The following is a 13,544-nucleotide window of genomic DNA, read 5'->3' as shown; positions in this document are numbered from 1 at the left end:
TAAAAATTGTGGAATTCCGATATGGCGGAAGAAAAAGATAAGATGCAGGACGAAGAGATTCCCGGGGTGGATAGCGCGGCCGGAAACGAGGCCGCACCGGCTCCGCGGGGCAAGTACGACCGGCTGACGCAGGACGAGGGCGGTGTGCGCAAGCTCACGGGCATGTACAAGAACTGGTTCCTGGATTACGCCTCGTACGTGATCCTCGAACGCGCCGTGCCCCATGTCGAGGACGGCCTGAAACCCGTCCAGCGCCGTATCCTCCACGCCATGAAAGTCGTGGACGACGGCCGCTACAACAAGGTGGCCAACATCGTGGGCCAAACGATGCAGTACCACCCCCACGGCGATGCTTCGATCAAGGACGCGCTGGTGCAGCTGGGGCAAAAGGACCTCCTGATCGACTGCCAGGGCAACTGGGGCAACCTGCTCACGGGCGACGAGGCCGCTGCGGGCCGTTACATCGAGGCGCGCCTCTCGAAATTCGCGCTGGACGTGGTTTTCAACAAGAAAACGACGGAGTGGATGCTCTCCTACGACGGCCGCAAGGAGGAGCCCGTGACGCTGCCCATCAAGTTCCCGCTGCTGCTGGCACAGGGTTCGGACGGCATCGCCGTGGGCCTTGCCTCGAAGATTCTGCCCCACAATTTCGTGGAGCTCATCAACGCCTCGATCGCCCACCTCGAAGGCCGCGATTTTCAGCTCTATCCCGATTTTCCCACCGGAGGTCTGGCCGACGTGACCCGCTACAACGACGGCCTGAGGGGCGGCGCGGTCAAGGTCCGGGCCCGTATTTCGAAGATCGACAAGCGCACGCTGGCCATCACCGAGATTCCGTTCACCACCACCACCGAGTCGATCAAGGAGTCGATCATCAAGGCCAACGACCGCGGCAAGATCAAGATCAAAAAGGTCGACGACAACACGGCCGACCGGGTAGAGATCGTCATCCAGGTCTCTCCCGACGAGTCGTCGGACAAGACCATCGACGCTTTGTACGCTTTCACCGACTGCGAGGTCTCGATCGCCCCGAACGCCTGCCTGATCTGGGAGGATAAGCCCCATTTTCTGGGTGTCAAGGAGATTTTGCGCCGCTCGGCCGACCACACCCGCTACCTGCTGGGCCGCGAGCTGGAAATCCGGCTGGACGAACTCAACGCCGCGTGGCACGCCGCCTCTCTGGAGCGCATCTTCATCGAGAACAAACTCTACCAGTTGATCGAGGGGTGCCGCAGCCGCGAGGAGGCCTACACGGCCGTCAACAAGGGGCTCGAACCGTTCAAAAAGCTGCTTCGCCGCGAAGTGACCGCCGACGACGTGCAGAAGCTCACGGAGCTGAAATTCATCCGCATCTCCCGTTTCGACACCGAAAAGGCCGACAACGAAATCCGCCGGATCGAGGACGAGATCCGTCAGACGCGGTACGACCTGGAGCACCTTACCGAGTACGCCGTGGCGTGGTACGAGCGCATCCGCGAGAAATACGGCAAGGGGCGCGAGCGCCGCACCGAGCTGCGCGAGTTCGACTCGATCGAGGCCACCAAGGTCGCCGTCACCAACGCCAAACTGTACGTCGACCGCGCCGAGGGGTTCTTCGGCATCGGCAAGTCGATGAAAGACGCGGAGTTCGTCTGCGACTGCTCGGACATCGACGACGTGATCGTCTTCACGCGCGACGGCCGCTACGTCATCACCAAAGTCTCGGACAAGGCCTTTTTCGACAAGGGCATCTACTACATCGGCGTCTTCAAGCGCAACGACGAACGCACGATCTACAACGTCCTCTACCGCGACGGCAAGAACGGCGCGATCATGATGAAGCGCTGCGCCATCAAGGGCGTCACGCGCGACAAGGAGTACGACATCACCAAGGGTACGCCCAAGAGCGAGATACTCTACATGTCGGTCAACCCCAACGGCGAAGCCGAGGTGCTGAAAGTCTATTTCAAGCCCCGTCCGCGCCTGAAAAAAGTGATCGTCGACCTCGATTTTTCGGAGCTGGCCATCAAGGGGCGCCAGAGCCAGGGCAACCTCTTCTCGCGCTACGGCATCCACAAGATCGTCCTCAAGGAGCGCGGCACCTCGACGCTCGGGGGACAGCACATCTGGTTCGACGAGGATGTCCGCCGCCTGAACGCCGACGGGCGCGGCACGCCGCTGGGCGAGTTCAAGGGCGACGACCGCCTGATCGTCTGGACCTCCAAAAACCAGTACTACATCACGGGCTATGACCTTGGGCAGCATTTCCCCGACGAGACCCTGCGCGTCGAGCGCTTCGACCCGGCCCGCGTGTACAGCCTCTGCTACTACGACCGCGAGCAGCAATACTACTACATGAAGCGCTTTGCGGCCGAAATGTCGGACAAGATGCAAGATTTCCTCGACAGCGGCGCCGAGATGGTCTGCTTGACCCGCATGGCGGGCACGCGCCTCGAAATCACCTACAAGGGGCAGCACGCCCAGCGTCCGGCCGATCTGGTGGAGGTCGACGAGTTCGTGGGCGTCAAGAGCCACCGCGCCAAGGGCAAGCGCCTGACGACCCACGACGTAGCCACGCTGCGCTTCATCGAACCCGAACTGCCGCCCGAGCCCTCCGACGACGAGGGGCCGGACGACGATTCCACGAGCCCGGAATCGGCGGACCTCCTCTCGGAGGTGCTCGACGAAATGGCGGGAGGCGACCATGCGTCCAAACCGGGCGCCGCAAAGCCCCGGCCCGCGGCCGAGCGACCCCGCAAGAGCGCGCCCGCTTCGGACGTGGAGCTGGAGATCGAACGCCCCGGGGGCGATGCGGCCGAGACGATCGACCCCGAACAGCTCGATCTGTTTTAAGCCTCGGGTACCATGTCGACTTTCCTCGCGTTGTATGGACCCTGGCAGCCCGAAAGAGGCTGTTCGGATTCGACCCGTTCCCGAACTCCCGCCTCGGCCGCGGTTTGCGTGCCGCTGGGCGGCCACGAGGACACAATCCGCCCCGGCCGATGAAACCTCTCTTTCTGATCGGCTACATGGGCTGCGGCAAGACGACCCTCGCGCGGCGGATCGCCCGCCGCCTGGGCGTCGAAGCGGCCGATACCGATGCGCTGGTCGAACGGCGCGAGGGGGCGAGCGTCGCCGATCTGTTCCACTACGTGGGCGAGGAGCGCTTCCGCGAGGCCGAGCGCGCGGCCCTCGAAGAGCTGATCGCGCGGGGCGCCCGCGTGATCTCCACGGGAGGCGGACTGCCCACCTGGCGCGACAACATGGAGCGCATGAACGCGGTGGGCCTGACGGTCTACCTGCGCCGTCCGGCCGGGCGGATCGCCGCCCGCCTCAGTCCGTTCGGGCGGCGGAAACGGCCCCGGCTGCGGGGCCTGAACGACGAGGAGCTGGTCGCGTTCATGGAGTGCGACATGGCCGCCCGCGAGCCGTACTATGCGCGGGCGCAGCTCACGCTCGACTGCGAGACGCTGTCGGATAACGAAGCCGTTTCGATCATCGTAAACCAATTAAGAATTAAAAATTAAAAGTTCTTATGGTTGCTTTTCCGTCCGAGATACTTATTCTGAACAATTCCAATAATTCTGAATTTTTAATTTTTAATTCTTAATTTGACTTTGAACTCCCCCATCGGTATCTATGATTCCGGCCTGGGCGGGCTGACCGTCTGGCGCGAGGTGCGGCGTCTGCTGCCCCGCGAATCGCTCGTCTACCTGGGCGACGGCAAGCACTGCCCCTACGGCTCCCGGCCGCGGGCGGAGATCGCCCGGCTGGCCGATGCGGCCGTCGGGCGGCTGGTGGCCGAGGGGTGCAAGCTCATCGTCGTGGCCTGCAACACGGCCACGGCCGCGGCCATCGACCTCTTGCGCGCGAAATATGCGCCGCTGCCCATCGTGGGCATGGAGCCGGCCGTCAAACCCGCCTGCCTGGCCACCCGCAGCGGGGTAGTGGGGGTGCTGGCCACCGAGCGCAGCCTCGACGGCGACCTGTTCCGCCGCACGGCGGCCCGTTACGGCCGCAATGTGGAGGTCCTCACCGTGCCGGGCCGGGGCTTCGTCGAGTTGGTCGAGGCCGACCGCGAGGATACGCCCGAGGCCGAGGCGTGCGTGCGCGCCGCCGTGGAGGAGATGCTCGCCCGCGGGGCCGACCAGATCGTGCTGGGGTGTACCCACTATCCGTTCCTCATGCCCGTGTTGGAGCGCGTCGTTGCGGGCCGGGGCGTAACCGTCATCGACCCGTCGCCCGCCGTTGCTCGGCGTGTCGTGCAGCTGCTCGACGAGCACGGCCTGCGAGCCGCTGCCGATCGGGAGCCGCAATACCGCTTCCTCACTTTCGCCGGCGAGCAATACCTTTCCCGCCTGGAAAAGAAAGCGATGCAGTCGCTCGGCTGACCCGCCGCCGCAGAATTCGATCCCGGCGGCACCGGATTCTCGAAAAAAATGCGTAACTTCGCTCGATCTAATCGAGCGTTTCGGAAATGGCATCCAAACATAGCACCTCTTCACCCAACGGACGGCAGCAAGTCCGACGCACCAACGGCGACAGCGCCCGCTGGATCGCGGGTCTCATGCTCCTCTTCGTCGGCCTGTTCGCCTCCGCCGCGGTTTTCTTTTCGTTTTTCAGTTGGGCCGCCGACCAGAGCGGGCTGCATCTGACGCCCGAGGAGCGGCTGACGCTGGGCGTCGAGCCGGAGAATCTGTGCGGTTGGGCGGGGGCGCGGCTGGGACGGCTCGTGGTGGACAATTCGTTCGGCGTGTTCGGCATTTTGCTCCCGGTCATGCTGGTCTTGATCGGAGTGCGCATCATCCGCCAGCGGCCCCTTTTGTTCAACCATTCGATCCTCTCGCTGTTCCTGATTCTGATCCTGGGCTCGCTGACCCTCGGGTTTGTCTTCGCCGACCGCTGGAGCCTCTGCGCCTCGACGGGGTGGGGCGGGGCGTTCGGTATCGAGATCGCCGCGCTGCTGCGCACTCATATCGGTTCGTTCGGCACCGTCATTCTCCTTTTGGGCGGCTGGATACTGACGGGCGTCTTCATCAACCGCAATTTCATCAATACGGTCAACACGGCGGGTAACGTCGTGGTCGGCAAGAGCGAAAAGATCGTCGAGATCGTCCGCCACAAGGTCGTTCCCGCCCTTGCGCACGATCCGGCCGCCGAACCCGAAGCCGCACCCCAACCCCAGCATTCCGGCTCCGAAACCGCCGCCGACTGCCCCGCAAAGAGCGTCGTCCGCCGTCCGAAACCCGAGGCGGAGGAGCCGCCTTTCCGCGAGATCGGTCCCGAAGCCGAGGCGGAGATCGTCCGCCAACCCGAACCCGAAGCGCCGGCCGCGGACGATGCGTTCACCGAGGTCGATCTTTCGCAACCCCGGGGCCGCGTGGTCATGGGCGCGGGCGGCCTGGTCGAACTGGAGCAACCCGCACCCGAACCGGCACCCGCACCCGCCGAGCCGATCTCAGACGGACCTTTCACCGAGATTGAGCTCACCCCCGCGGAGCCCGAATCCGCCGCCGCAGACTCCGACTCGGAGGGCGTCGTGGTGACGGTCGAGGCCCGCGAGGCGCGTCTGGTGGACGAGGAGGCGATCCCCACCGCGAGCTACGACCCGCTCAAAGACCTGGTAAACTATCGCAAGCCCCCCGTGACGCTTCTGGAGGACTACCTCTCCGACTCGGAGGTCTCGGACGAGGAGATTTACGAGAACAAGTCCAAGATCGAAACGACGCTCAAGAATTTCGGCATTCCCATCCAGCGCATCAAAGCCACGGTGGGTCCCACCGTCACGCTCTACGAGATCGTGCAGGCGCAGGGGGTCAAGATTTCGAAAATCCAGGGGCTCGAAAACGACATCGCCCAGAGTCTCAAAGCGTTGGGAATCCGCATCATCGCTCCGATTCCGGGCAAGGGCACCATCGGCATCGAGGTCCCCAACCGCGACAAGCAGGTCGTTTCGATGTATTCGGCCATCCGTTCGCTCCGCTTCCAGGAATCCAAAGCCGAACTGCCGGTGGTCATCGGCCGCACGATCCAGAACGAGAACTACGTCTTCGACCTGGCCAAAATGCCGCACCTCCTGGTCGCCGGCGCCACCGGTCAGGGCAAGTCCGTGGGGCTGAACGCCATCATCACCTCGCTCCTCTACCGCAAGCACCCGGCCCAACTCAAGTTCGTGATGATCGACCCCAAAATGGTCGAGTTTTCGCTCTACGCCAAGATCGAGCGCCATTTTCTGGCCCGGATGGAGTCCGAGGAGGACGCCATCATCACCGATCCCAAGAAAGCGGTCTACACGCTCAACGCCCTCTGCACCGAGATGGACAGCCGCCTCGAACTGTGCAAAAAGGCCGGGGCGCGCAACATCGCCGAGTACAACGAAAAATTCACGGCCCGGCGGCTGAACCCGCTGAACGGGCACCGCTATCTTCCCTATATCGTGGTAGTCGTGGACGAGTTCGCCGACCTGATCATGACGGCCCGCGAGGTCGAGGGACCCGTCATGCGCCTGGCGCAAAAGGCCCGTGCCATCGGCATCCACCTCATCATCGCCACGCAGCGCCCCGACGTGAAGGTCATCACGGGCGGCATCAAGGCCAATTTCCCGGCCCGCGTGGCCTTCCGCGTGATGCAGATGATCGACTCGCGCACGATCATCGACCAGCCGGGCGCCAACCAACTGATCGGCCGCGGGGACATGCTCTTCTCGAAGGACGGCGAGCTGACCCGCATCCAGTGCGCGCTGGTCGAGACGCGCGAGGTCGAGCGCATCGTCGACTATATTTCCCGCCAGCAGGGCTACACGGTGCCCTACGCGCTGCCGGACTACACCCCCGACGGGGGCGACGCGCAGCTGGGAAGCGACGAGGCGGCCGCACCGCTGAAATACGACTCCCTCTTCGCCGAGATCGCCCGCGAAGCGGTCTCGGGCGGGCAAATTTCGACCTCGATGATCCAGCGCAACTACGAGGTGGGCTTCAACCGCGCCGGCCGCATCATGATGCAACTCGAACGGGCCGGCATCGTGGGGCGCCAGCAGGGTGCCAAGCCGCGCGACATCCTCTTCCACGACATGCCCTCGCTGGAGGCCAAGCTCCAAGACCTGGGGGTTTTCTGACCCGCAGCCCGGCTGCGGGCAGAAGACCAATTAAAAATTTAGAATTAAAAATTAAAAATTGGGGTTCATCATGAAATATACTTTGGGCGTTCTGTTGCTCGCAACCGTGGCCTGCGTGCACCCGCTGTTGGCGCAGCCCTTTTCGGCGCAGTCCGCAGTCGCACAACCCGCGACCCCGCAACCCGACCGGGCCGGCGAAATCGTCCGGCAGTTGGCTTCTGCGTTCCGTGCCATGCCCTCCTACGGGGTCGGGTTCGAGGTACTGGCCGGGGAGTATGCGACCCGCGGCCGCTACGCCGTCGCGGGCGACCGATACTCCCTCGCGCTGGGCGACGCGGAGGTCTTCTCCGACGCTGCGGTGCGTTACGAGGTCGACAACCGCCGCCGCGAGATCACGGTCAATCCCGTTGACACCGCCGCCCGCAACATCCTCTCGAACCCCGTCCGCGCGTTCGATTTTCTGGACAGCCAGTACACCTCCGAGCTGCTTTGGGAGCGCGACGGCCTGGCCTCGGTGCGCCTTACGCCCGCTCCCGGGAGCGACGCTTCGGCCGGAACGGTCACCGTGACCCTCTCGCTCGATCCGCTGCGCCCTCTCTCGCTCGCCTACGATTTCGACGGCGAGCAGGTCACAGTGCGCATCCGCTCGGTCGAGCCGCTCGCCGAGCCCGTCCGGTCGTTCGACCGCGCAGCCTATCCCGGTTACGAGCTGATCGATTTCCGATAGAATGTATGTTTTTTTGTAAAATTAAATATTTAAACAATAATTGGTTGATAATTTAATTAATATTAGGTTTGTGTGATTATTTTTATTATATTGCGACCATAATCCTATCTTAATATTAACCAAAAAATTATCATCATGAAAAATTTAATTTTAGCTCTGTTGGTTTTTGCATTTATTTCATGTGATCAAAAGTATCAAGAAATTGTAAAAGTCGATGATGGAAACTGCAAAGAAATTACTTTTAAAAATTTCAACAACACAGGGGTTGACTTTCGGCTTGAAAGTTATGCTTCAACAAGGACTGGCGGCGTAATTGTTGAGTATCCATTCGAAGCTACTATGCCAGATGGCTTCGTTATGAAAGGGATTATCCGTGTTGAAACTTTCACAACTGGAGATAGATTGGTGAGTCTTTACAGGCTTGATGATTATGTAGCTGATGAAATATTTATCGGATCATATGTTGTCAATCCTATGAGAATGCTTAGTCGAGTTGACGTTGGTCAGGAACCAGCTAATCCTGACAGCCCGTGGGTAATTATCGGAACCGTCGACCCTGGTGTAATTGATATTGATAAATTGTTGCGTCAACGAGGAGAAACATATTGGGCTTGTGTTCGACGGGAATGGAGAGAAATGAGAGATGCGTATAAGGATAGACCCTTGGACGCTATTGCATGTGATTTGATTGATCCAGCTTGTCAAGCACTTGCACTTGTTGCTGCGGCTTATGAATGTGGTAAATAATTAATTAATTCTCATGGATGCTCTTGATTTTACCTTAGCAGGTTTCGCCACTCTTTTCGGGCTGATCTACCTGGCCGGTATCGTGTTCGCGGTGTTCGAATACCGCCGTTGGAACCTCCCGGGCTGGACGATTCCCCTGGCGGTCATCATGTCTGTTGCCGCCATGTTCATCTTTCCGGTCGTCGAACACATCGCCCGGCCGCGGATGCGGGCCGCAGGTGCCGACCGGCGGATCATCCGGCTCAAACTGTGGCTCGCGTGGTGCGTGGCGATCTTTGCGAGCGCCGGCATCTCGCTCTGCGAATTTTTCTGCAACCGGGTCGCGGACCCCGAATTTTCCGACTTGCTGGCCTCATGCTGCGCCCTTTCGTGCCTTGCGCTCTACGTGGCGCTCCTGTTCGGAGCCAATGCGGCCCTCAACCGCCTTGCCGCCAATCCGGCTCGAACCGAGTGACCCCGGCCTGCAACACCCCGAAATCTCCCGACACCCAGTCGGGAGATTTTTTTTATGCCCTCAGATCGCCGGAAAAGGGCCGAAAACGGCGGGTTGCGAAAAATTCTCGCGCAGACGCGCGCGATTTGTCCGTATAAAGTTGCTCAAATCCGAAATAAAACGTATTTTTGTTCGTTAAAAAGAGAGTAATTTCAAAGATCGCAAATGCTAACCGAAGAAGAAAAGAACGCAGGTTTGACGGGACGGATCATTCCCATCAATATCGAGGAGCAGATGAAATCGGCCTACATCGACTACTCCATGTCGGTGATCGTGTCGCGTGCCCTCCCGGACGTGCGCGACGGCATGAAACCCGTCCACCGCCGCATCCTCTACGATATGAGCGCCGAGCTCAACCTCTACTCGGACAAACCCACCCGCAAGTCGGCCCGTATCGTGGGCGACGTGCTGGGTAAGTTCCACCCCCACGGCGACTCGTCGGTCTACGACGCGATGGTCCGCCTGGCCCAGGAGTGGTCGATGCGCTACCCGCTGGTCGACGGCCAGGGCAATTTCGGCTCGATGGACGGCGACTCCCCGGCCGCCATGCGTTACACCGAGGCCCGCATGAAGAAGATCACCGACGAGGTGATGGCCGACATCGACAAGGAGACCGTCGACTGGACGCTGAATTTCGACGACACGATCCCCGAACCCACGGTGCTGCCTACCCGCATCCCGCTCCTGATCGTCAACGGCGCGAGCGGCATCGCCGTCGGCATGGCCACCAACATGGCCCCGCACAACCTCTCTGAGGTGGTGGACGCCTGCTGCGCCTATGTGGACAACCCCGAAATCACGGGCGAGGAGCTGCTGCAATACGTCAAGGGCCCCGATTTCCCCACCGGAGGCATCATCTACGGCTACGAGGGTGTCCGCGAAGCGATGCTCACGGGTCGCGGTCGCGTGATGATGCGGGCCAAGACCGAGATCGAGCACACCCCCTCGGGCCGCGAGTGCATCGTCATCACGGAGATTCCCTACATGATCAACAAGGCCGAGATGATCAAGAAGATCGCCGACATGATCAACGAGAAGAAGATCGAGGGCATCTCCTACATCAACGACGAGTCGGACCGCAACGGCCTGCGGATCATCATCATCCTCAAGCAGGACGCCGTGGCGAGCGTGGTGCTCAACACCCTGTTTAAGAACACGCCGCTGCAAACCTCGTTCGCCGTGAACAACATTGCGCTGGTCAAGGGCCGGCCGCATCTGCTGTCCATGCGCGAATTGATCAAGTATTTCATCGAGCACCGCCACGACGTGGTCGTTCGTCGCACGCGCTTCGACAAGCGCAAGGCCGAGGAGCGGCTGCACATCGTGCTGGGGCTCCTGATCGCACAGGACAACATCGACGAGATCGTGCGCATCATCCGCTCGTCGCAGACGCCCGATCTGGCCAAGCAGGCGATGATCGAGCGCTTCGAACTCTCGGAGATCCAGGCCTCGGCCATCATCGAGATGCGCCTGCGGGCCCTCACCGGACTGGAGCGCGGCAAACTCATGGCCGAGCGCGACGAGCTGATGAAGCTGATCGCCCGTCTGACGGAGATTCTGGAAAACGAGTCGATGCAGATGCAGGTCGTCCGGGACGAGTTGTTGGAGATCAAGGAGAAATACGGCGACGCCCGCCGTTCGGAGATCGTCTACGCCTCCGAGGAGTTCAACCCCGAGGATTTCTATGCCGACGACGACATGGTCATCACCATTTCCCACCTGGGCTACATCAAGCGCACCCCGCTGGCCGAATACCGCACGCAGAACCGCGGCGGTGTCGGCGCCAAGGGCAGCGCCACGCGCGACGAGGATTTCATCGAACACATCTACGTGGCTTCGATGCACAACACGATGCTCTTCTTCACCGAGAAAGGCCGCTGCTACTGGCTCAAGGTCTACGAGATTCCCGAGGGCGCACGCTCCTCGAAGGGCCGCGCCATCCAGAACGTCATCCAGATCGAGCCGGGCGACAAGGTCCGCGCCTACATCAACGTCAAGCGCCTCGACGATGCGGAGTACGTGAACAACAACTACATCATCATGTGCACCAAGGACGGCACGATCAAGAAGACCCGGCTCGAGGCTTACTCGCGTCCGCGTCAGAACGGCGTCAACGCCATCGTCATCCGCGAGGGCGACCAGCTGATCGAGGCCAAGCTCACCAGCGGCCGCGCCGAGGTGATGATCGCCGCGCGCGACGGCAAGGCCATCCGCTTCAACGAGCAGACCGTGCGGCCCATCGGCCGCGTGGGCGCCGGCGTGAGGGGCATCTCCATCGAGCCCGACGACGAGGTGATCGGCATGATCTGTGTGGAGCCCGATTCCAGGCAGGACGTGCTGGTGCTGAGCGAGCGCGGCTACGGCAAGCGCACCGATCTGGACGAGTACCGCATCACCAACCGCGGCGGCAAGGGCGTCAAGACCATCAACGTGACGGAAAAAACAGGCAAACTCATATCGATCCAGGCCGTTACCGACGAGAACGACCTGATGATCATCAACCGTTCGGGACTGACCATACGCACGGCTGTCGCGCAGATCCGCCTGGCGGGCCGCGCTACGCAGGGCGTGCGTATCATCAACCTGCGCGAGGGCGACGCCATCGCTTCGGTAATGGCCGTGCCGGCAGCCGGGGAGGATGAGGTAGCAGCTGAGTCCGCGGAGGGGACCGTTGAGGGGGCTGAGACGCCCGCGACGGATGCTCCGGCGGAGGAATAGTTTAAAAAGTTAAACCTTAAAATCTTACAACGATTATGAAAAAAGTGTTTTTGACGGCTCTTGCGGCGCTGCTCGTTGCGGTTCCCGCCGTGAAGGCCCAGAAAGTGAACAAGACCGCCATCCTCTCGAAGATCGAGAAGAGCGACGCCGACATCGCCGATGCGAAGAAAGGCGCCAAGGCCTCCACATGGCTCAACCGCGGCAAGATCATGTACGAGGCCGCGATGGAGCCTACGAAGAGCCTCTTCGTCAACATGGACCCCACGATGCTCAAACTGGCCGTCGGCGAACCCGCTTCGACGGGCAAGGCCACGGCCAACGAGATCGAGTACGAGACGTGGGTCTATCCCTATTTCACGGCCTACATCAAGGACAACAAGATCGTAACGTGGAAGCAGACCAAGGATGTCTACTCGGAGGCCGTTCCGAAAGCCATCGAGGCCTACAACAAGGCTTACGAGCTGGACCCCAAAACGGCCGAGAAAGCCAAGGAGGGGCTGAAGCAGATCAGCGATTTCTGCTCGCAGTTGGGTAACACGGGGCTCGATTCGGGCGATTATGCCGCTGCCGCCGACGCTTACGCGCAGGCGTTCGAGGCGCAGTCCGGTCCGGCCTACGGCTCGCCCGATCCGCAGCTGCTCTACTATGCGGGCTACCTGCGCACGAGCGACGGCGCCAACAACCCGGCTTCGTTCGTCGAGGGCGCCGAATACCTGAACAAGGCCATCGACCTGGGTTATGCCGACGAGGAGGGCAATATCTACTACTACCTCTTCCACTGCTACTACGGCCAGAAAGCCGCCGACCAGGCTTTTGTCCTCAAGGCCAAGGACGCCCTCTTGACGGGCATCGAGAAATTCCCGAAGAACCAGCGCATCCTCGACGGACTGATGCAGCTCTATACCTCGGAGCAGGGCGTGGGCGACCCAGCCGACCTGGTGACGATGATCGACAACGCATTGGCCGAGAACCCCCAAAACGTCGACCTCTGGTTCGGCCGCGGGCGTGTCTTCTATGCACTGAAGAATTACGACGAGAGCATCGCTTCGTTCGCCAAGGTCGTGGAGCTTCAGCCCGACATGTTCGAGGGCAACTACTACCTGGGTGTCTTCTACACGATCAAGGGCGATGCGCTCAACAAGGAAATGAACGAGAAGCAGTACAGCAGCCAGGCGGCTTACGACGCCGACCTGAAAGACGTGAATGCCGTCTACCTGGCCGCCGTTCCCTGGTTCGAAAAGGCCCACGAGCTCAAGCCGGAAGATGTCGATACGTTGGAGTTCCTCAAGCAAATCTGCTTCCGCCTGCGCGACGAACCCGGCATTATGGACAAGTACAACACCTACAACGCCCTCTTCAAGCAGGCCAAAGGCGAATAATCAGCGGCTCGACCGCAAAACCTGCATCCCTGCAAACGGCAGGGAAGACGAATCCCCCGGATTTCTCCGGGGGATTCGTTTTCCTCGCTCCCCGAGCCCCGTCGAGGGTCGAGACCAAGGTGAAAGGATAAAGGTGAAAAGTTGAGAGCATTCGAAAAACGATCCCTCCTCGACCCCCGAGCTCCGTCGAGGGGTCGCCGGTCAATCGTTGTCATTGCGAGCGCATGCGAGGAATCTTCCGCTTACTATCTTGTCCGCGCCGCCCTCGGCGGCGGCAGTCCGCAGCCACCCCGGGCGGAGGACTGCACTCCGGGAGCGCATAACGGGCTCGAAAGCGCCTCGGAACGGCTGCCGCCCATAAAACGGGCGTCTTACGCCCGCCGCTGG

Annotated in this window: 9 protein-coding genes; all 9 read left to right on the top strand. The window is 61.1% G+C overall.

Translation table 11 applies throughout. The features are described 5' to 3' along the window. The first annotated feature begins 21 nt into the window (after nt 1-21). The 9 genes from ACMQ11_RS07705 to ACMQ11_RS07665 all read left to right on the top strand — a co-directional run bounded on the left by ACMQ11_RS07705 (nt 22) and on the right by ACMQ11_RS07665 (nt 13,157). Nucleotides 22-2,832: a DNA gyrase/topoisomerase IV subunit A gene (locus ACMQ11_RS07705; protein WP_418992183.1), complete on the top strand. Its 2,811-nt coding sequence runs from the start codon at nt 22-24 to the stop codon at nt 2,830-2,832. Between the two features lie 149 nt (nt 2,833-2,981). Next, nucleotides 2,982-3,506 carry a shikimate kinase gene (locus ACMQ11_RS07700; RefSeq protein WP_418992182.1) on the top strand — a complete coding sequence of 175 codons (525 nt, stop codon included), beginning with the start codon at nt 2,982-2,984 and terminating at the stop codon, nt 3,504-3,506. Nucleotides 3,507-3,590: 84 nt separating this feature from the next. Then, nucleotides 3,591-4,370 carry a glutamate racemase gene (gene murI, locus ACMQ11_RS07695; RefSeq protein WP_418992181.1) on the top strand — a complete coding sequence of 260 codons (780 nt, stop codon included), beginning with the start codon at nt 3,591-3,593 and terminating at the stop codon, nt 4,368-4,370. Nucleotides 4,371-4,456: 86 nt separating this feature from the next. Continuing rightward, nucleotides 4,457-7,093 carry a DNA translocase FtsK 4TM domain-containing protein gene (locus ACMQ11_RS07690; protein WP_418992180.1) on the top strand — a complete coding sequence of 879 codons (2,637 nt, stop codon included), beginning with the start codon at nt 4,457-4,459 and terminating at the stop codon, nt 7,091-7,093. 70 nt (nt 7,094-7,163) lie between these two features. Then, entirely contained in the window at nt 7,164-7,820 is a 657-nt protein-coding gene (locus ACMQ11_RS07685) for a hypothetical protein (RefSeq protein ID WP_418992179.1), read from the top strand. 135 nt (nt 7,821-7,955) lie between these two features. Next, nucleotides 7,956-8,567: a hypothetical protein gene (locus ACMQ11_RS07680; protein WP_418992178.1), complete on the top strand. Its 612-nt coding sequence runs from the start codon at nt 7,956-7,958 to the stop codon at nt 8,565-8,567. Nucleotides 8,568-8,580: 13 nt separating this feature from the next. Continuing rightward, nucleotides 8,581-9,021 (top strand): hypothetical protein, encoded by a 441-nt coding sequence (locus ACMQ11_RS07675; RefSeq protein ID WP_418992177.1) that lies wholly within the window; start codon nt 8,581-8,583, stop codon nt 9,019-9,021. 204 nt (nt 9,022-9,225) lie between these two features. Continuing rightward, a complete protein-coding gene (gyrA, locus tag ACMQ11_RS07670; RefSeq protein WP_418992176.1) occupies nt 9,226-11,778 on the top strand; it encodes a DNA gyrase subunit A in 2,553 nt (850 codons plus the stop codon). A 35-nt stretch (nt 11,779-11,813) separates the two neighbouring features. Then, a complete protein-coding gene (locus ACMQ11_RS07665) occupies nt 11,814-13,157 on the top strand; it encodes a tetratricopeptide repeat protein (protein WP_418992175.1) in 1,344 nt (447 codons plus the stop codon). Nucleotides 13,158-13,544 lie beyond the last annotated feature (387 nt).

It is taken from the genome of Alistipes sp., assembly GCF_048465575.1.
Lineage (GTDB): Bacteria > Bacteroidota > Bacteroidia > Bacteroidales > Rikenellaceae > Alistipes.
The sequence above is the reverse complement of the archived record's forward strand: the minus strand, read 5'-3'. Positions and strand labels throughout refer to the sequence as shown.